This window comes from Vibrio sp. JCM 18905, from assembly GCF_055393305.1.
In genome coordinates this window covers 1,641,699-1,664,165 of record NZ_AP043879.1, presented here as the reverse complement: position 1 = coordinate 1,664,165, position 22,467 = coordinate 1,641,699, and the positions used below count along the sequence as shown (strand labels likewise).

Annotated in this window: 6 protein-coding genes; 2 read left to right on the top strand and 4 right to left on the bottom strand. The window is 46.0% G+C overall.

All coding sequences use genetic code 11. From position 1 onward, the window contains the following. Positions 1-55 precede the first annotated feature (55 nt). Positions 56-11,797: a tandem-95 repeat protein gene (locus ACZ5ZC_RS15740; protein ID WP_464932089.1), complete on the top strand. Its 11,742-nt coding sequence runs from the start codon at positions 56-58 to the stop codon at positions 11,795-11,797. 86 nt (positions 11,798-11,883) lie between these two features. On the opposite strand, the gene ACZ5ZC_RS15735 is transcribed toward ACZ5ZC_RS15740, so the two are convergent. Further along, positions 11,884-12,498 carry an OmpA family protein gene (locus tag ACZ5ZC_RS15735; RefSeq protein ID WP_006741557.1) on the bottom strand — a complete coding sequence of 205 codons (615 nt, stop codon included), beginning with the start codon at positions 12,496-12,498 and terminating at the stop codon, positions 11,884-11,886. A gap of 2 nt (positions 12,499-12,500) precedes the next feature. After that, a complete protein-coding gene (locus tag ACZ5ZC_RS15730) occupies positions 12,501-13,817 on the bottom strand; it encodes a TolC family outer membrane protein (protein WP_048626423.1) in 1,317 nt (438 codons plus the stop codon). 402 nt (positions 13,818-14,219) lie between these two features. Here ACZ5ZC_RS15730 and ACZ5ZC_RS15725 point away from each other — a divergent pair, with 402 nt between their 5' ends. Beyond that, entirely contained in the window at positions 14,220-19,601 is a 5,382-nt protein-coding gene (locus ACZ5ZC_RS15725) for a Calx-beta domain-containing protein (RefSeq protein ID WP_464932088.1), read from the top strand. A gap of 75 nt (positions 19,602-19,676) precedes the next feature. On the opposite strand, the gene ACZ5ZC_RS15720 is transcribed toward ACZ5ZC_RS15725, so the two are convergent. Together ACZ5ZC_RS15720 and ACZ5ZC_RS15715 are read right to left on the bottom strand one after the other, a co-directional pair. Further along, positions 19,677-20,870, bottom strand: coding sequence for a class I SAM-dependent methyltransferase (locus tag ACZ5ZC_RS15720; RefSeq protein ID WP_048626421.1), 1,194 nt, complete (start codon positions 20,868-20,870; stop codon positions 19,677-19,679). Between the two features lie 162 nt (positions 20,871-21,032). Further along, positions 21,033-22,436 (bottom strand): methyl-accepting chemotaxis protein, encoded by a 1,404-nt coding sequence (locus tag ACZ5ZC_RS15715; RefSeq protein ID WP_048626420.1) that lies wholly within the window; start codon positions 22,434-22,436, stop codon positions 21,033-21,035. Positions 22,437-22,467: the final 31 nt, after the last annotated feature.

Genomic DNA, 22,467 nt, shown 5'->3' with positions numbered 1-22,467 from the left:
AGCAAATTAGTATTGTTAGTCAAAAACTTGACAGTTATTTAGGGTTAAGATTTATATGGATCGTACAGCGTTAGTGTCACTCGGTAATCAAGTCGTCGTAATAGGTTTAGATGGGGAGCTGAGAGTCCTAACAGAAGGACAACAGCCCCTACCAGGTGAAGTGGTAGTGGCAACGACAGATGCTGCACCTCTAAATTTGAACATTCAACTAACTGAAGAGCAAGGCTCAAAAGATATTTCTGATGATGTGGCACGAATTATTGGTGCTATTGAGCAAGGTCAAGACCCTTCTATAGTTGATGAAGAACTCGCGCCAGCTGCGGGTGAAAACAGTGGTTCAAGTTTACAAAATAGTGCCACGATTGCACGGGATGGCACTGAAGTACTGGCCTCAACAAATTTTGAAACTATTGGCTTGGAATCCCTCGGTTTATCTGAAACACAAGCGTTGACCTTAAATGACTTTTTCGCAACAAATATAGAAACCAGTGGAGATGGCTCAAATAAACCACTTACTAATTCTCCAGTGACATTAAGCGCTATCGAAGAAGATAGCGATCCCATCACGATAACTACCGAAGAATTACTATCGAATGTCGATATTGACGATGCTGATACTCTTATCGTTACAAACGTCACTATTGAGAGTGGGAATGGCACTTTAATTGATAACAACGATGGATCTTGGACTTATATCCCAGAAGCTGATGATGATACTGAAGTGTCATTCTCCTATGACATCATTGATGACGATGGGGGTGTTATTAATGGCACTGCTAATTTAGATATTAAGCCTGTTAATGACGCGCCAATAGCGACTAACGATGCGATTCAAACTGACGAAGATTCCCAGGTTGTAATTGATGTGCTCGCTAATGACAGTGATATTGAAGGTGACGATTTATCCATTACTTCTGCTTCTGTATCAGAAGAGCAAGGTATCGTTGAGATTGTCGATGGTAAGCTTGTTTTCACTCCGGCTGAAAACTTCAATGGTAATGCAACTATTAGGTACACTATCTCAGATGGTGAGCTAGAGGATGAAGCTCAAGTCTCGGTAACAGTAAACTCAGTTAACGATGCGCCTATTGCCCTTAATGACGCAACAATTACAGAGGAAGATACCTCAGTAACGATTGATGTGTTGCCAAACGACACTGACATCGATGGCGATGCGTTAAGCATCGAATCGGCGTCTGTGCCGAGTGACCAAGGTCAAGTCGAGATTATTGACGGTAAACTGGTGTTCACGCCAGCCGAGAACTTCAATGGCGACGCTGAGATCACTTACACCGTCACCGATGGTGCGCTGACTGACGAAGCGACGGTCAAAGTTACGGTGAATGCCGTGAACGATACGCCAGTGGTTGAGAGTAGCATTGCAGACCAAACCTTGGCAGAAGACTTCACGCCATACACGATCGATCTGAATGCGGCCTTCAGCGATGTGGATAATGCCGATGGCGAGTTAACGTTTAGCGTATCTGGCAACAGCAACATTCAAGTAGCGATAGTCAATGGTATTGCCACGATCACTCCAACTGCGGACTGGAACGGCTCAGAAACACTGACCTTTACCGCCACCGATCCAAGCGGCGAGAGTGTTAGTCAAACCGTGAACTTCACAGTTGCCCCTGTGGCGGACATCGTGGCAGACAGCGCGACGGTTGTGGAAGACACGGCGACCATCATCAAGGTCTTAGATAACGACACGTTCGAAGGCGACGACAAAGTGGTGTCGCTTGATACCAATAACGGTCCAGCTAACGGCACGGTCTCGGTCAACCCGGACGGCAGCGTAACCTACACGCCGAACGACAACTACTACGGCTTAGACAGCTTCACCTACATCGTTACGTCTGGGGGTGTCAGTGAGTCCACTACGGTGAACGTCGATGTGACGCCAGTGAATGATGCGCCAGTGGCAAAAGATGACACGGCAACAACACGAGAAGGTACCGCTGTCACGATTGATGTCCTGCCAAACGACACCGACGTGGATGGCGATGTGTTAAGCATCGACTCTGCGTCTGTGCCGAAAGAGCAGGGCACGGTTGAAGTGGTGGATGGAAAACTAGTCTTCACACCGGCAGAAAACTTCAATGGTGACGCTGAAATCACCTATATCGTAACGGACGGTCAATTGACCGATGAAGCGAAGGTGACCGTTACCGTTAATCCAGTGAACGATGCACCAACCATCAAGGTTGATGCCGTAGAAAGCATCACTGAAAACGCAGTGAGCACCGATACGGTAGTGGCGACGTTGGAAGTTGCTGATTCTGATACGCCAGAAGACCAATTAACCGTTTCTTTAGAAAACAACTCAAACGGTTACTTCGTGTTGGTTGGCAATGAAGTCAAGCTAACTCAAGCGGGTGTTGACGCGGTTAACAACGATGAACTCAACCTTAAAGACCTGACTATCAGCGCGTCAGTATCGGATGGTGTTAATCCAACGGCTAGCGACAGTGATAGCTTGGTTGTGAATCGTGTTAACGATGCGCCAACAGTTGATAATGCCATTACAGATCAAGTGTTATCGGAAGATTTCGCGACCTACACGATTGATTTAAACGACGCATTTAAAGACAGCGACTCCGTGCTTAGCTTCTCAGTAGCCGGTAACAGCAACGTGTTGGTTTCGATTGAAAATGGCATCGCGACCATCTCACCAACCGCAGACTGGAACGGCTCAGAAATCCTAACGTTTACTGCTACCGATCCAAACGGCGAGAGCGTCAGTCAAACGGTGAACTTCACGGTAGCGCCTGTGGCGGACATCGTGGCAGACAAAGCGACGGTTGTGGAAGACACGCCAACCATCATTAACGTCTTAGGTAACGACACGTTTGACGGCGACGATAAAGTGGTGTCGCTTGATACCAGTAAAGGCCCAGCTAACGGTACAGTCTCCGTCAACCCTGATGGCAGCGTAACCTACACGCCAAACGACAACTACCACGGTACAGACAGCTTCACCTACATCGTTACGTCCGGTGGGGTATCGGAGTCCACCACGGTGAACGTCGATGTCACACCAGTGAACGATGCGCCAGTGGCAAAAGATGACGCGGCAACAACACAAGAAGATACCGCTGTCACGATTGATGTTCTGCCAAACGACACCGATATTGATGGCGATAAGCTGTCGATTGACTCGGCATCTGTGCCGAGTGACCAAGGTACAGTTGAAATTGTTGACGGCAAGTTGGTCTTCACACCGGCCGAGAACTTCAATGGTGACGCCGAAATTACTTACACCGTCACCGATGGTGCACTGACTGACCAAGCGACGGTCAACGTCACCGTGAATGCCGTAAACGACACGCCTGTGGTTGAAAGCAGCCTCGCAGACCAAACCTTGGCGGAAGACTTTACGCCATACAGCATCGATCTAAATACTGCCTTCAGTGATGTGGATAACGTGGATGGCGAGCTGAGCTTTAGCGTCTCTGGCAATAGCAACATTCAAGTGGCGATCGTCAATGGGATTGCTACGTTCACTCCAACTGCGGACTGGAACGGCTCTGAAGCGTTGACCTTTACTGCCACCGATCCAAGCGGTGAAAGCGTCAGCCAAGCGGTGAACTTCACAGTAGCGCCTGTGGCGGACATTGAGGCTGATAAAGCGACGGTTGTGGAAGACACGCCAACCATCATCAAGGTCTTAGATAACGATACGTTTGAAGGCGACGATAAAGTGGTGTCGCTGGATACCAACAACGGTCCAGCCAACGGCACGGTCTCGGTCAACCCTGACGGCAGCGTGACTTACACGCCAAACGACAACTACCACGGTACAGACAGCTTCACCTACATCGTTACGTCTGGTGGGGTATCGGAGTCCACCACGGTGAACGTCGATGTCACACCAGTGAACGATACGCCAGTGGCAAAAGATGACGCGGCAACAACACAAGAAGATACCGCTGTCACGATTGATGTTCTGCCAAACGATACTGATGTGGATGGCGATAAGCTGAGTATTGAATCAGCCTCTGTACCTAAAGAGCAGGGTACGGTTGAAGTGGTGGATGGAAAACTCGTCTTCACACCGGCAGAAAACTTCAATGGTGACGCTGAAATCACCTATATCGTAACGGACGGTCAATTGGCCGACGAAGCGAAGGTGACCGTTACCGTTAATCCAGTGAACGATGCGCCAACCATCAAGGTTGATGCCGTAGAAAGCATCACTGAAGACGCAGTGAGCACTGATACGGTAGTCGCAACCTTAACGGTTCGTGATACTGACACGCCAGAAGACCAATTAACCGTTTCTTTAGAAAACAACTCAAACGGTTACTTCGTGTTGGTTGGCAATGAAGTCAAGCTGACTCAAGCGGGCGTCGATGCGATTAACAACGATGAACTTAACCTTAAAGACCTGACTATCAGCGCGTCAGTGTCGGATGGTGTTAATCCAACGGTTAGCGACAGTGACAGTTTGATTGTGAATCGTGTTAATGATGCACCGATTGTTGAAAATGCCATTGCAGATCAAGTGTTATCGGAAGATTTCGCGACCTACACGATTGATTTAAACAACGCATTTAAAGACAGCGACTCTGTGCTTAGCTTCTCAGTGTCCGGCAACAGCAACGTGTTGGTTTCGATTGAAAATGGCATCGCGACCATTTCACCAACCGCAGACTGGAACGGCTCAGAAACCCTAACGTTTACTGCTACTGATCCAAGTGGTGAAAGCATCAGCCAAACGGTGAACTTCACGGTTGCACCTGTGGCGGATATTGAATCTGACCGCGCGACAGTCGTGGAAGACACGCCAACCATCATTAAAGTCTTAGGTAACGACACGTTTGACGGCGACGATAAAGTAGTGTCGCTTGATACCAATAAAGGCCCAGCTAACGGTACTGTCTCGGTCAACCCTGATGGCACCGTGACCTACACGCCGAACGACAACTACCACGGGGTAGACAGTTTCACCTATATCGTCACCTCCGGTGGTGTCAGTGAATCCACCATTGTTAAAGTTGATGTCACGCCAGTAAACGACAAACCTGACAGTGAAGACTTTAAGCATGTGGCCGATGCTCAGCTTACGCACGTTGTGTTTGATACCGATACGAAGCCTCTGGGTAGCGGTGACTCTCAAGATCATATCGCGGATGTTGAAGACGACTTAAAAGGCAACGATCTACATGTCCGAATTACTGAACTGCCAACCTCAGGTACGTTGTTCTTTAAAGATAGTGATGGTGAGTTGCACGAAATTAAAGAAGTAAGCGATACGCTTTATGACAAAGACAGCCTTTACTATGAAGCTGATAATGTTGGCTTCTTATTAGGTATCAAAGATCGTCCTAATACGCCTAATAGCTCGGAATCTACAACAGATTTCAATAACTGGGGATTAAGTGAGGATGGTGGTTCATCACATTCCCGTACTGAGCATTTAGCAAATGGAGCTTCTATCACCATTTCTTCTGATAGCGGTGAGCTTGCGCAGTACAACCGCCAGGTGTCACACATCGGCAATGGTATCGCTGACAATGATGGGCAGGGTATTGAGAAAGGTGAAACGATTACGATCGATTTGTCTAATAACCCTGTGGGCAGCGTAAACCTTGGACTAGATGGACTAGGTGGATTGTTTGATTACGGTGATGACAACGCAGCGCTTATTACGGTTACATACTTAGATTCAAATAATGTCCAACAGACTCAAACGTTCGAGTTTTTGAAGCCTGAAGGCAACTTCATGCTATTCCAAGAAACAAGCGTTGGTTATGGGAAAGATCTAGCTCTTCCTGAAGGTTCGGTCATTACTCAGTTAGATTTTTCTACGAAAAATGAAGGTAACTGGGAGTTACGTTATGTAGAAGGTGTTCCTGCAGAGGACAGCTTTGGATATGTGGCCGTCGACTCTGAAAGTGGCGTTAGCGATCCATCTACAGTCAATATCGTTAATGAAATGCTAGATGGTAATGTTGCTGAAAATGGGCCAAGTCTGTCTGTGGTCGGTGATAGCGTGACTGAGGGTGACAATGTCACGTTTTCGGTTGTTCTAGATGAAGTCACCAGTACTGCTGTTAAGTACCAAGTTGATATGCTTGCTCAAGGTTCTTCAGTTGATAAGAATGACTTAAATCTATCAAATGCAACCTACACAAATGGTGTTGTTTTCTTAGGTGGTTACTTGATTGTTCCTGCAGGTATAAGTAGCTTCGAAATATCGATTCCGACTATTGATGACTTGGTTGTGGAAAGCAGCGAAACGATCGTTCTTGAGCTCGGCGGTGAAACGGGGACGGCAACAGTTCTTGATAATGATAGTTCAGAACTTAGCGTAGTAGATGCCGGCGATGTCATTGAAGGAACTGACGCAATATTTACCGTTTTACTCTCTAACCCTGTTCAAGAGGCCGTTGTCGTCAATCTGAAGTCAACAACAAATGATAGCTATACTGCGGAAGATGTTGATCTAGGCACTATGGTAGTGACCTATGTGGATACTCATGGTCAAACTCAAACATTAGATATAGCGCCTAATGGAGACGTTACTATACCTCCAGGTGTCGCTGAAATTAAAGTCGCAGTCTCGACCAAACTAGATAATGTCCATGAAGGTGATGAGAGCTTTGGTCTGACGGTTACGGAAATCGGTAGTGTCACCAGTAATGGTATTGCAACTGGTAACGCAAATATTGTGGATTCTGATCCTGCACCTTTAGTTAGTATTAGTGCCGATCAAAACAGCGTAAATGAAGGTGAAACGGCAGGCTTTACGCTGACACTTGATAAAGTTGCAGATGAGAGCGTTACGGTTCATGTCGAATATAGTGGCGTGGCCCAAGATGGAAAAGATTTTGTTGGCGTTCTTAGTGTTGAAGTTCCTGCGGGTCAATCTTCAGCTGCTCTTGACTTACTGACGCTCACCGATGGTATTTATGAGGGCGCAGAATCTTTCACAGTAACCATTAAAGAGGTGGATGGCGCTGATGCGAGCATTGCTTCAAATAACAGCGCAAGTGTTGTGATCGTTGATGCCCAAAGTGCACCGAAAGTGACTATTAGCTCAGATCAATCCTCAGTTGATGAAGGTAGTGATGCAAAATTTATCGTCAACATTGACCAAAAAGCAGATGAAGATGTACTGGTAACATTCACAATCGGCGGGAATGTTGATGACAAAGATTATATTGCTCCAAGTACGTACACAGTCGCGATTCCAGCGGGTAAAACGTCGGCGCCGATTGATATAAAAACTCTCGATGATGGTATTTACGAAGATCTTGAAAACCTAACTGTGACTCTAATTGATACGGTTGGTGCAGATTCGACGCTTGCAAGTGACTCGAACGAAGCAACAGTCTCTATTATAGATGCTCAGCACGCTCCAGAGTTTATTTCTGACGGCGATAGTGCTGGTGACAAACCAAATGATGATGTTTACGACTTCGGGTCAGTTAACGAAAACACGGTGAGTGGGTCAGTTATTGGTACGGTCGTTGCTGAAGATCACGATAATGACGTGCTTGTATACCGCTTTGCAGATGGCTCGACCACTAATGGTATTTTTGATATCGACCCGACAAGCGGAGAGATTTCATTGAACAAGACAATCGGTGATGTTGACTTGGGCGATTATACGCTTCAGGTTGAGGTTATCGATGGAACTGGCGGGATTGATACTGCCGAGGTCAATGTTTCTCTGGTAAATGTGAATGATGCACCTGAATCTTCGCCTTCCGCGGTTGAGATGAGTGAAGATACCCAAGTGATGCTTGATTGGTCATCATTTGGTATTAGCGATGTGGACTCTAACGTATCAGAGCTCTCCGTCCAAATCACAACGCTTCCTAGCGATGGGTCATTAGAGTATAAAGATTCGCAGGGCGATTGGCAGTCTGTCCAAATCGATCAAGTGCTTGATAAATCGCTCTTTGATGAAAACAGTGTTCGTTTTGTACCTGAATTAAATGAGTCTGGCAGTGACAGTTTCGGCGGAAATCAAGTCGGAGACCAGGAGTCTAGTTACGCTCAAGTTGGCTTTAAACCAACAGATGGACAGAGTACCGGTCAAGAGTCAACACTGACAATAGACGTAAACCCTATCGCTGATAAACCGAACTTAATCGCAGTGACGCACGAGAACTCATTACCCCAACAAGAGTTTAACGTTACAACATGGAGCAATGTTCAAGTTGGTTCTAGTAATGGCATGGGGGTCAACGGCGAGACTCTAATTGCAGCGATCAACGCTCTTGATGCAGCAGATGGAACTCAATTGAGTTGGTCAAATGTGGAAGATTTAGGGACTCATGCAACCTTGGCCAATGAGGCCGTTCTAGTCACATCTCTTGTTTATCTGGAAGCTGGAGCGAGTTACGACTTTGTCGGTCAAGCCGATGATAGCCTTGCAATCAAGTTGGGTGGTACGTTACTTGATCAAGCTCGTTGGGGTAGCGACAGTGGTGATATTAAGGGTGCTAGCTTTACCCCTTCGGTATCTGGCTTTTATCCAATTGAAATTTATCACCATAACCAAAGTGGTCCGGGTAACTTTAATGTGAATGTATCCATTAATGGACAAGCACCTGTCAATCTGAGCAACAGCAGTCTTTACGTAGTTAGTGATGAAAGTGCACTAGAAGCAACTGATATCAGAACGTCTGAACTACAAGAACTTAATGGTGTTGCGTTTTACGAAACATATCAGCTGAACGAAGGGTTACAAGATACAGCGATACCGCTCTCTGAAATTAAAGCAAGCTTAAACGATACAGATGGCTCTGAATCACTTAAAGTCACGCTAACTGGCTTACCTGTAGGTGCGATCCTTTCAGATGGAAACAGTTCTATTACTGTAGCAACCATTGATGAAGAACTGGACGTGACAAGTTGGGCATTAGATACACTTACTGTGACTCCACCAGCGGGCTCCCATGATGACTTCATAATCAATTTGACGGCAACGAGTACAGAACGCGCGAATGGTGATTCAGCAGAGTCTAACTTGGCGATCAATGTTGTAGTTCATGAGAACTTACCGACGGAAACAGAAAGTGATATTGGGAAGACCAACGAAGATAATTCGCTACAGGGTAACGTACTGCGTAATGACTCTGATGACGACAACCTTCTGATGGTTGATCACATTACTATTAATGGCACTGACTATGCGGTAGGTGAAAACGTATCTTTGACCAGTGGCACTTTATTAGTAAACCAAGATGGTAGTTACGTATTTGAACCTACCGAGCACTGGTCAGGTGATGTTCCATTAATTAATTACACCACAAATACTGGCGCAACAAATACGCTTGATATCAACGTTGTCGCAGTTGCAGATGCCCCTGCGATCACGATTAATGTTGGAGAGTTAGTAAAAAGAGATGCTGTTGATCCTAATCACAACTTAGCTACTTCTGCGATAGATAGGACACCTACAGAGAATGAACTCGTCGCTGCTGATCTTGGTTTGGATGATGTCGTGCAAAAAAATCACTCATACGCCGGAGTGATGCTAGGAGACAACAACGACAGAAGTGATACCGATAGTTTATTCGTTGGGACTGATTACAATGACACCTTCTACGGTGGCGGCGGTGATGACGTATTTATTGGCGGTGGTAATAACGACTCTTTCTATGGTGATGATGCGTCCACTATTACAGATTATGATGGCCAAGATACGGTTTACTTAACTGGAAACTTCAGTGACTACAAAATGACCTTCAAAGACGATCATGGAGGTCAAGTCCCATATTGGATTTTGCTAGATAATCGTTCTATCGATTCGGTAAACGACCACACAGGTAGTGATGATCGTGGTGATCACTTATATGAAATTGAACGAATTGTTTTTGCAGACAAAGTCGTTGAATTGAAGCCCGACGGCACCTATGAAGTGCTTCAAGAGCGTTGGATTCCCGTTGATATTAACGTTGATTTGGTTGATGTCGATGGAAGTGAAAGCTTGGCGCAAACTGTTTTTGTGGAAGGTTTGCCGGATGGTGTAGAGCTGTATATCGATGGACATGCCGTTAATCAGGACGCAAACGGTAATTATCTTGTCACCCTGGATGCTAACGGTAAGGTCTCTTTAGATATCAGAGTACCGTTTGATTATGAAGGTAGTCTAGAGTTCCCACTAAGCGTTACCGCGACGTCGGTTGAAGAAGCAAATAATGATGCTGCTTCAACAACAGAGTCTGTTGAGCTTACAGCTCGTGACTATGTTCTAGAGTCGGGTTCACATGGGAACGATCAGATAACGGGCAGTGACGATCACGATATTATTGTTGGCGATGTCCAAGGGTTGGAGATCATTGCCGGTCAGGACTACAACATCGCCTTTGTTTTGGATACTTCAGGGAGCATGGGTAACTGGGTAGGAACTGCGAAGCAAGAAGTACTAGATGTGTTTGATGAACTGTTAAGCGCTGCAAATCAGGGTGAGAAGCCTGGAACAGTGAATATTCACCTCAGTGAGTTTGCTTCAAGTGCGTCAGCAGTTATTTCCGTTGACTTGAGTTCTCCAACAGCAAGAGATGAGTTTGTAAAAGAACTGAATAGTGCTATAGGTGATGAGGGTGACGGCGGCACAAACTATGAGGCGGGTTTACAGTCAGCTGTTGAATGGTTTAGCAGTCAACCTAACCCTAATGGCCAAAATATCACGTACTTTGTTACTGATGGTCAACCAAATAGAGCAACGCATCTCTATCATTTAGCGCCGAATGAATTCTCGAAAGTGATTTTGGATGTCGATGATTCTGGCAAGCTTGTTACCCTGCAAGATATAGTTAGTAACAGTAGTTATTCATACGGACAGACGGTTACCTACAAAGGTGACGTCGTTATAGATAGTTACGGTCAAGTATATTCACCGCTAACAGGCAGAACCCTTGGTGATATCGACAGATATAATGGTTCTATCCGTTACTACGATGAAGGTGGCAGCTCAACACAAGCTCAACATATGTATCAAGTGTTAGCAGCATTGTCTTCAGTAGAGTCGATAGGTCTTGGTAGTGGTGTTGATGAACAGACACTTAAGCAGTATGACACTGATGGTGTGGTAGAGTCAGATATCGATGTTACTAAACTTGCTGAAACGATATTGGGTCAAGATGTGCCCCTGAAGCAAGGCTCAGACACTATTCAGGGTGGAGAAGGTGACGATATCTTGCTGGGTGATTTAATTGAATTTGGCGGTAATGAGCAAGGTTTGAGTGCAATTCAATCACATGTGGCACAGCAAACGGGTCAAGATGTTTCTACCATTGATGGTGAAGACATCCATGAATACGTTAAAAATAACTTAGAAGAATTCAACCAATCTCACCAAGGTGATAAGTCGGATAACTTATCTGGTGGTGCTGGCAACGATTTACTGTTTGGTCAGGGTGGTAACGACATACTCGTTGGTGGTGAAGGTGATGATATTCTGATTGGTGGTTTGGGTAATGATATCTTAACGGGAGATGAGGGCTCTGACATCTTTAAGTGGAGTGAAGTGACCAACGAGGTTGATACGGTTACTGATTTCAACAAAGATGAGGATACTTTAGACTTCTCCGATCTGTTTGATGACTTATCAAAAGATGAAGTTGGTGAGCTTCTTAATGATCTTCAGTCCGGTGATCATACTGGTGATGTCGGAGAGTATCACGTAGAAGTGGCACCAGATGGCGGCTCGGAAGCGAACTTGAGTATTACGAAAGGCGGCTCGACATTGGACATCCATTTTGATGGTGCAAGTGTCGATGATGTGACTCAAAGTCTGATTGCAAGTTTAGAAGCGCAATACAAAGACATGTAGTAGTCTAGTCACAGGGAAAATTGAAAATCAAAAAAGGTCTAGCATTTTGCCAGACCTTTTACTTTTAAACTCAGTTCATCGCGATGTTAGCTCTTAGGAAGTGTCGTGAAAACGGTCCACTCTTTCTTCACTTCACCTTTGTGGCCAATCACCGTTGCGGTGACTCGACGGTTCAACGCATGACTCACTTGGTCGGTGCCTTGTGTTGCAAGTACCGTGTCTCCATAGCCGACAATGGTGACTCTATCTCCACTAATACCATTCATCATGAGTTCTTTTCTAACGTTCTCAGCGCGGCGTTTAGATAAGTCAAGATTGTGTTCTGCAGTACCAGTACGACTGGCATAGCCCTGAATCTCTATCGATGTATTTGGATACTCCTTCAAGAAGTCGGATAGTTCTCGAATTTGCTCCGTAAAGATAGGATTGATCACATCGGAATCATTCGCGAACAGAACTCGAATTTGCATTTCTTGCGAGGAGTCGACATACGAACCGCAGCCATCGTTATCTATCTCTGCACCTAAAGGAGTACCCGGACATAAATCGCGCTCATTAATGACTCCATCAGAATCATCATCAAGATGATCTGCCCACTGATCGGCAATTGGCGTATCAATATAATCATATTCATCGCCTTTATCGGATGAACTGCATGCCGAAATCATCAATGAGAGTGCAATAAGAGTTATGTATTTCATAATTAATACTCCACTTCTTCTAGCCATTCTTTAGGCATTTCAACCCTTAATGCACTCAACAGTTGACCTGTTGCGTTCATCACTCGATATTTGGCGTACTGCTCTGCGTATTTAGAATCTAAGTAGTCTTTACGTGCCTCAAAGAGTTCGTTTTCAGTATTCAATAGATCAAGCAGCGTTCGCTTACCAATGCGATATTGTTTTTCATACGCAATAACGGTTTCAGATGCCGAGTCTACATGATCTGACAGGAACTCTTTTTGCTGTAGGGTCAAATCCAGTGCGCTCCATGAAAGCCTTAACCCTTCTTCAACATTGCGATAAGCACCTTCACGTAAGTCTTTCGCTTTGTTTAACTGATAGGCGAAGTTTTCTGAGTTTGCAGCGTCACTGCCGCCATTAAATAGGTTGTAGCGTAGACGCAGCATGGCAAGTGTTTCATCACTTCGACCTTTTAAGCCATCAGCGTCGTCACGCCATGTTTGTGAAGCTTCAATGGAAATGGTTGGGTAATTAACACCTTTAGATTGTTTGTATTGAAACTTAGCCGAGTCTACGTCTGCGAGCGCGACCTGAATGACAGGGTGCAGCTCAAATGCCAAACCTACCGCTTCATCAATGGTGTATGGAATGAAATTCTGATCCGCTCTTGGAAAGATCAACCCTTGCGGGGTTTGACCCACTAAACGAGTGAACATAGTGTGAGAGTCGTACAAATTATTTTGAGCAGCTGCCAAATTACCGTGTGCTTTTGCCAAACGTGCTTCTACCTGTGTTAAGTCAGCGGTAGAGCCGATACCTGAGTTGACTCGTTTTTTAATGTCTTCGTAAATATCTTTGTGAACCGCCAAGTTATTTTCAGAAAGCTTGAGTATTTCGTAAGCTTTTACTGCATCTAGATACACTTTGGTGACTTCAAGCGCTTTATCTGATGCATCGGCTAAAAGTTGAAATCTTACTGATTCAGCGTCAGCTGCGGTACGATCGATATCATTTAAGGTTGCACTGCCATCCCATATGAGCTGAGTTAGTGTTACCGAAGCTTCCTTTCGAGTGTAATCTGTATCCCCACGTCCCACCTCGTCAGAAGGGTCTAATCCTTCATACCCAATTCCCGCATCTAGATCAATAGAGGGCAAGTAAGCACCCGAAGAGGCTTCATTTACGTATTTTCTGCTCGTAAATTCATTAAATGCACTCTTAATGTCAGGATTGTTTTTTAACGTCAATGCCACGGCTTGCTCTAAAGTTTGACCGAAAACGGGTAAAGACACTATTAAACTACAGCAGCAAGCAATATTTAGTCGGTTCCATTTCACGGTATTTCTCCTAAAAATTCGTGTTGCTTTTTGCTATTTCATCTCATAACTGAGACGAAACATCATAAATAACAGTGCTTGAGTAAGGGATTTATCAACCTACTGTTAAAACAAAGCTTTTGTTTCAAAAACCCAAGATTTCGCCTTTTAAAACCTTAGCACATATGTCGAATGTTGCTTAGCAACATAGCAAGTTTAGCTCGGAGAAAAGCTTGAATTCTTAATATCATAGCGTTTCGCAGCTAGCGTAACTCTATACTTTTTGAATAACTCCGCCCCTTGAGTTACCAAGCATCCCACGAGCTGCGCATACAACGAAAAAATGATGATTTTGACTAAACTATAGACGTAAATGTAGGGGTGACAAACTTTTGACTTGGTTTGAAGTGGGGCGAGGTAGATATGGATCGAGTAACTTTGAGCTCATTGATGGGCAACATCGTGGTTATCGGGCTGGATGGGGAAATTAGGACCCTAGAAGAGGGACAACTACCTCAACCAGGAGAGTTAATAATTGATGAGGTATCAGATACTTCTGAGCTTGTGATCGAGCAGGTGACACCACAAGGAAGTTCGATAAACGTAACTGATGATATCACAGCGTTAATTGAAGCAATTGCTAGTGGGGAAGACCCGACTGAGCTGGGTGAAGAGTTTGAGCCTGCTGCAGGTGAAGGAAACGGGTCTAGCCCACAAAATACGGTGGCTATAGATCGCACAGGTGCTGAATTACTCGCCAGTACCAATTTTGAGACAGTGGGAACTGACGGAACAGGATTTTCAAGTACTCAGGTAGAGACGCTACTCGATATTTTCCAAATTCAACCACCAGAACCAACAGCAATATCAGTTCCTGCAACAGTAATTGTTCAAGAGATTTCTAGCCCAACTGTCAATGAGGGCGATCTGGTTTCCTTCGACGTCACACTTAACCAACCAACAGAAGACAATATCAATATCACTTTTTCTCTGTTCGATCAGACTGCGACTGGTGGATCTACTGACAAGAGCGGAAGTGACTACGTCAACGAGAGTGTTCTCATAACATTTTCCGATGGCACAACAGAAGAAATCTCAGTTGATGATAATGGTACTTTTACAGTCTCGGTCCCGTTAGGTGAAAATGGTTTTACGGTTTCTCTCGATTCTATAAATGACTCTATATTCGAAGGTCCAGAAACATTTACGCTTTCTGGCAACACAGAAGAACAAAGTACACCTGCAACTGGGATTGCAACCATTGTTGATGATGGTAGTGGGCCTGGTTTAAGTCCTGATGATGATCGTCCAACGGTAACGATGAGCGATGCAGGGACGATTAATGAAGGTGAGTTAGCCAGCTTTAAAGTGTCTTTATCGAATCCATCAGCTACAGATGTTGAGGTCGAACTAAGTCTCAACCTAGGTGATACAGAAGCCGGCGACTTAGGCACCTTGGAATACAACACGGGAAGTGGTTGGGTCACAGTACCAAACGATGGTGTGGTGACGGTGCCTGCCGGACAGACCGAATTTGATGTGCGTATCGCTTCCATTGATGACGCGGTGTACGAAGGTCCAGAAGATTTCAGCGTGACGGTGACGGGCATAGGGGCGGTGCAAGGCAGCGATACAGGTACGGCAACGATTGTGGATGACAGCAGTGGCCCAGGTCCCGCTCCAGACGATGACCGTCCGAGTGTGGCTATTACCGACGCTGGCACCATTAATGAGGGTGAGACTGCGAACTTCAAAGTCACCTTATCGAATGCCTCAGAGTCTACTGTTCAAGTTGAACTTGGCCTCAACTTAGGCGATACCGAAGCGGGTGACTTAGGCACCTTAGAATACAACACGGGCTCCGGTTGGGTTACGGTGCCAAACGACGGTGTGGTGACGGTGCCTGCCGGGCAAACTGAGTTTGATGTGCGCATTGCTTCTATTGACGATGCGGTGTACGAAGGTCCAGAAGATTTCAGTGTGACGGTAACTGGCATTGGCGCAGTACAAGGCAGTGATACGGGTACGGCGACGATAGTGGATGACGGCAGTGGTCCAGGACCTGATCCAGACGATGACCGTCCGAATGTAACCATTACCGATGCTGGCATTATTAATGAAGGTGAAACAGCTAACTTCAAAGTTACGTTATCGAATGCGTCTGAAGCCGAAACGCAGGTGGAGTTGGGTCTTAATCTCGGCGATACCGAAGTTGGAGATTTGGGCACCCTAGAATACAACACGGGAAGTGGCTGGGTCATAGTACCAAACGATGGTGTGGTGACGGTGCCTGCCGGACAGACCGAATTTGATGTGCGCATTGCTTCTATTGATGACGCCGTTTATGAAGGCCCAGAGGATTTCGGCGTTACGGTAACGGGCATTAGCGCAGTACAAGGCAGTGATACGGGGACGGCAACGATAGTGGATGACGGCAGTGGCCCGGGGCCTGATCCGGATGATGACCGTCCAAGTGTGACTATTACCGACGCTGGCACCATTAATGAAGGTGATACGGCTAACTTTAAAGTCACCTTATCGAACGCCTCAGAGTCAACTGTTCAAGTTGAACTCGGCCTCAACTTAGGCGATACCGAAGCCGGAGACTTAGGCTCCTTGGAATACAACACGGGAAGTGGCTGGGTCACAGTACCAAACGATGGCGTGGTGACGGTGCCTGCCGGGCAGACTGAGTTTGATGTGCGTATCGCTTCCATTGATGATGCGGTATACGAAGGTCCGGAAGATTTCAGTGTTACGGTAACGGGCATTGGCGCAGTACAAGGCAGTGATACGGGCACGGCGACGATTGTGGATGACGGCAGTGGTCCAGGTCCCGATCCAGATGATGACCGTCCAAGTGTCTATATTGTCGAAGATAGCGTTGGCGTGAATGAAGGTACTGAGGCTGTGTATACCGTTAGATTATCGGCGGCGGCCGATATCGATGTGACCGTCAGGTTGAACACCTCAACCGACGGCAGCAACACGGCGGAAGCGGACGATATAGGTAGCTTTGTGGTGACCCTTGCTGATGGTGTGACAGTGGTGAATGCCAACAGTGACGGTACGTATACCATTCCCGCCGGTGAGAACGAGCTGAAAGTCACTGTGCCAACCACAGATGATGGCGTCTACGAAGGGGATGAAACCTTCACTGTGGCGGTACAAGGTGACACGGGCGTCCTAGGCAGTGACAGTGCGCTGGGCATTATTTACGACGGTGGTAACGGCCCTGGTCCCGATCCAGACGATGACCGTCCAAGTGTCTATATTGTCGAAGATAGCGTGGGCGTGAATGAAGGTACTGAGGCTGTGTATACCGTCCGGTTGTCGGAGGCTGCCGATATTGACGTGACGGTAAGGTTGAGCACATCAACAGGAGGAACTAATACGGCAGAGCCTGGCGACATTGGTGCTATTAAGCTGACATTATCTGATGGAGTAACTGTCGTGACCGCCAACAGTGATGGCACGTATACTATCCCAGCAGGTGAAACCGATCTCAAACTGTTTGTCCCAACCACGGACGACGATGTGTATGAAGGAGATGAAACCTTCACGGTTGCAGTGCAAGGTGCAACTGGAGTACTTGGTACTGACACTGCGTTGGGCATTATTTACGACGGCGGTAACGGCCCTGGTCCTGACCCGGATGATGATCGCCCGACCGTATCTATCTCAGATGCGGGTATCGTAGATGAGGGTGATATCGCGACGTTTACCGTGTCATTGAGTAATGCTTCGGAAGGTACAGTCCAGGTGCAGTTGACCTTAAACCCAGACGAAACAGAAGTGGATGATCTTGGCTCGCTAGAATATAACACCGGAGCAGGTTGGGTTGCTGTGCCTGTCGATGGCATCGTAACAGTGCCAGCAATGCTTACCGAATTTGATGTGCGCATTGCGACCATTGATGATGAAGTTTATGAAGGTCCGGAAGACTTCAGCGTGACCGTGACGGGTTTGGGCGCAGTTCAGGGCACCGATACTGGTTTGGCGACCATTGTGGATGATGGCACTAAAACGGATGACGATCGACCAACTGTGTCTATCTCGGATGCGGGTACCATTGATGAAGGTAATTTCGCTACATTTACCGTGTCATTGAGTAATGCCTCAGAAGCAGCGCTCCAGGTTCAGTTAACGCTGAATCTGGATGAAACAGAAGTAGGTGACCTTGGCACTCTAGAGTACAACACCGGTTCAGGTTGGGTAAGTGTACCTGTAAGCGGCATTGTGACGGTGCCGGCAGGTATGACGGAATTTGATCTACGCATCAAGTCAATTGATGACGGTGTGTACGAAGGCCCTGAAGATTTCAGCGTTACAGTAACTGGCTTGGGAGCAGTGCAAGGCAGCGATACTGGTCTGGCGACCATCGTGGATAACTCACCACCTACAGCCCGTGATTTCATCATTTCGCTCGATGTTCAAAATGGTATTTTCCCGGTTCAGGATGTTGAATTTGATGGAATAACGACGTCTGGGGAACAGCGTGTTGAAGATCTCGAAGATGACGCAGTTACTGCAAATGATGATGATATTTTAATTCAGGTCGTTAGCCTTCCTGAACACGGTGAACTGTATTATGTGGATGGAAATGGACAGGAAGTCATTATAGACGAAACCACACAGTTCCCTGAAAACACAGAGGTTAAGTATCGTCTGACTGAAGATTTCTTTGAGGAGCAGAGCTTTGACTCAGCCGATCTTCTTGAAGATCAAGGGAAAGATATTTTGGTTGGTTCTTACACTCCTCCTAACTCGAACTTAACGTTCACTGGAGGCCAGATCATCACCATTGGCAACAGCATCATCTTTGATTCCGACGCTCAGATTTCAGTCGATTTTGCGAATCAACAGGTCGGATTGGTTGTCGTTTCGCCAAATGAAACGGGTCAGGGTGATGAAATCAGTACTGGTGAATATATTACGTTAGAACTGGATGAGGATTTATCAGCTAACGAAGCGAAACTGAACTTAGCCAGTCTGAATGACCGCTTCAACAGTGGTGGTGCATGGTTAACGGCATACATCTTCCTAAATGGTGCACTTGTTGATGTTCAGCAGTTTTACTCAACGGATATTACTTATACCAGCAACCACGAAGGTTCTATTACCGTTGCGTTAGCAAATGGCAGCTTTGATGAAATTCGACTTACTCCAGAAACCGATAGCGCGAGTGATAAAGCGGGCTTTACCTTGGTTGGAACTGAAATCACCAGTTTTACTGACGTGAACGATGACTTTACCTACCAAGCTATTGACACTGATGGTGCGGTAAGTAACGAAGCTACGGTAGCGGTTGATTTCGAGAACGTCACGGTAGACGCTGTCACGGCGCTTGGTTATCAAACCATGGCATTAAATTCGGATCTGAATCTGGTTATGGGGACAGATGGCGATGATATTCTGGTTGGTACTGAAGGCAATGACCTGATCATCGGTGGTTTAGGTAATGATATCTTGACTGGCGGTGAAGGTGATGACGTATTCAAATGGACAGAAATGCAATCCGCAACTGATACCGTGACAGATTTCAGTGACGGGGATCAGCTTGATTTTACCGATGTATTTGACGATATGAGTGGTACGGATATCTCCGCCTTGCTTGATGATCTTGGTTCGGGTGACTATCGCGGCAGTGTGGATGACATTTCCGTTGAAGTGACTGAAAGTGGAGGTAACTCGACGTTGACCATCAACAAAGATGGACAACAGCTAGAGGTTAACTTTGATGGTGCCTCTGCAGCCGATATTGCCAATAGTCTGATTTCTAATCTCGATCAATTACGAGAATAGATGGCCAAAGATAAAAAACGGAGCGTTTTTTCGCTCCGTTTTTTTATTTAATAATACGGTAAACTAACACTGTGATTACAGAACTTTACATGCAAAACCTTTCAGGTAGAAACCTTCCGGGTATGCTGCATCGGTTGGGTGGTCAGCAGCTTGTTCAAAGCGCTCCACAAACTTTACTTGGCGGTTAGCATCTAAGGCTGCGTCAGCAATGATTTTCTGGAACAAAACTTGATCCATTAAGCCAGAGCACGAATAGGTCAGTAGCGTACCGCCAGGTTTTAGGATTTGCATTGCTAGCATGTTGATGTCTTTGTAACCACGACATGCGCCGTTTAGTTGGGCTTTACTGTCTGCAAACTTAGGTGGATCCATGATAACCACATCGAACTGAGTTCCTTGGTCACGATACTCACGAAGTAGTTTAAACACGTCTGCGTTTAGGAACACGGCGCGCTTCTTCGAGATATCAAATTCATTCAGTTCTGCGTTGAACTTCGCAGTGTCTAGAGCAGGTTGTGATACGTCAGCGTTTATCACACGCTTTGCATCACCTTTCAGAGCGTAAAGTCCGAAGCCACCTGTGTAAGAGAAGCAGTTAAGAACTTCCTTGCCTTTCATATATTTCATCGCTTGCTGGCGACTATCACGTTGATCTAGGTAGAAACCTGTTTTATGACCGCCAACGATATCTACACTAATCTTTACGCCATTTTCTTCGATGACGACCGATTTAGGTGGCTCTTCGCCGTGCAAGACGCCCGTGGTTTCTTTCAAACCCTCTTTCTTACGTACCGCGACGTCAGAACGCTCGTACACATTACAATCAGGGAAGCACTCAACTAGAGCATCAACAATGGCCTGTTTATTGTGTTCTGCGCCAGCACTGAGAAGTTGACACACAAAAAAGTTTTGGTAACGGTCAATCGTAACGCCTGGCATACCATCAGACTCTGCCGCGATAAGGCGGTAACCCGTAAGGCCATCACGTTCGATAATGTCTTCACGAAGAAGTTGTGCGTCTTTTAATCGTTTTACGAAAAATGCGGTGTCGATCTCTTCTTTATCAAAACTCCAAATACGAGCACGAATTTGTGAAGCTGGCGAATATGCCGCTTTAGCTAGCCATTTACCGTCGTGAGTGAATACATCAACCGTTTCGCCAAGAGCGGGTTCGCCCTCAACTTTGTTGATGCCTCGAGAGAAGATCCAAGGGTGCTTGCGCTTGACCGATTTCTCACGACCTTTTACCAAATAGATAGCAGCTGTCATTTCTTTAGCTCTTGTTGAATTTTGAAAGGGGCGTATTGTCCGGGATGTGAATGGTAAAAGCAATATCCCTCGGCAATCCAGTACATTGTAGTGGCTTTTAAATACAAAAAAGGGTCACTAAAGTAACCCTTTTATTTGAACTGGTCGTAACAGATTACGTTGCTACGCTTTAAGTCCAGTAAGGAGCGACTCCATGGTGTCGCTTTGCTTACGCAGTTGATCCACGTTTTGTGAAGTCGTGCTGATCATATTGCACACGTTATCTGCTTGAACTCGAATCTCTTCAACGCTTGAGGCGATATTGTCCGCGACTACACCTTGCTCTTCAGCCGCTGTTGCAATTTGAATGCTACTGTCGGAGATAGTTTGATTTTTATCTGCCAAAGAGCCGATTTCGTGATTCACTTCCGTCATGAGGTTTTGTCCCTCATTTGCATTGTTGACAGTCACTTCCATCAGTTTAGTAAGTGATTGACTGTTACGCTGTAATGATTCGATCATCGTTTGGATTTCAACCGTCGCATGCTGAGTGCGTCCCGCAAGAGCGCGAACCTCATCCGCAACGACCGCAAATCCACGACCTTGCTCACCAGCGCGTGCTGCTTCAATGGCTGCGTTCAATGCAAGTAGGTTAGTTTGCTCGGAAATCCCATTAATGGTTGTCACGACTTCATCAATTTGTGCGGCATTGGCATCTAACTCCGCTACTGCCTGAGACGCAGATTGAATCTCATTAGAGAGGTTCGAAATCGAGTGAAGCGTATTCTCTACTTTTACTTGTCCAGACTGAGCCACGCTGCGCGCATCATCGGTTTGCGCGCTTGAATCGTGAGCTAATGTCGCGACTTCTCGAATCGTTGATGCCATCTGTTCCGTTGCACTCGCAAGAGAGTTGAGGTGCTCTTGTTGCGTCGCAGAAATATCTGAACTGTGATGAATTGATTGATTCAGGTCTGAGCTAATTTGTTGCATTAACGCCACAGACTCTTGAATCGACAGCACCATTTGTTGCTCTCGTTCTGCAACTTTGTCTATCGTAATAGCAATTTCACTAAACTCGTCGCGAACTGGGAAGAAGTTCATTCTCGCGGTTAGGTCACCATCCGCTAGGGTGTTTAATGCTTTATTCATTGTGAACATTGCGCCGCCGATAAACGTCATGATGTAGTAAACGCCAAGCGCGAGAATAAACAAGCTCACACAGATGATGCTCACTTGAGTCGTTGATAGGGCAGTCCATAGAGAAAGTTCATGGTTTGCAACCAAGCTGTACGCACCATTTAGAACAGACACGGATTGCGGACCAGAGCCAAGAGAAACGGTTTCTGAACCAGCTATGAGGTTTGCTACTTGCGATTGAGAAAGGTTGCCTGCCTCTATCAGACCTTTCATAAGCATGAGCTCTTCTTGGTACATACTTGAGATCAACGTATTAGCCGCGCTATTAAGGACGAGAGTGAGAATGACTAAAGCAAGAAGAGGGAGAACGAAGAGCAAATAGAACTTTTCTTGAATCTTTAAGTGAATGAGATACTTATCAATCCAGCGGAATGGAATTTCTTTCATAATTATAATAACCGTGCAAAAACCCACTATC

Bases quoted from the DNA above. Each gene is read 5' to 3' on its own strand.
- ACZ5ZC_RS15740 (WP_464932089.1), top strand. From the start codon at position 56: ATGGATCGTACAGCGTTAGTGTCACTCGGTAATCAAGTCGTCGTAATA.
- ACZ5ZC_RS15735 (WP_006741557.1), bottom strand. From the start codon at position 12,498: ATGAAATACATAACTCTTATTGCACTCTCATTGATGATTTCGGCATGC.
- ACZ5ZC_RS15715 (WP_048626420.1), bottom strand. From the start codon at position 22,436: ATGAAAGAAATTCCATTCCGCTGGATTGATAAGTATCTCATTCACTTA.
- ACZ5ZC_RS15725 (WP_464932088.1), top strand. From the start codon at position 14,220: ATGGATCGAGTAACTTTGAGCTCATTGATGGGCAACATCGTGGTTATC.
- ACZ5ZC_RS15720 (WP_048626421.1), bottom strand. From the start codon at position 20,870: ATGACAGCTGCTATCTATTTGGTAAAAGGTCGTGAGAAATCGGTCAAG.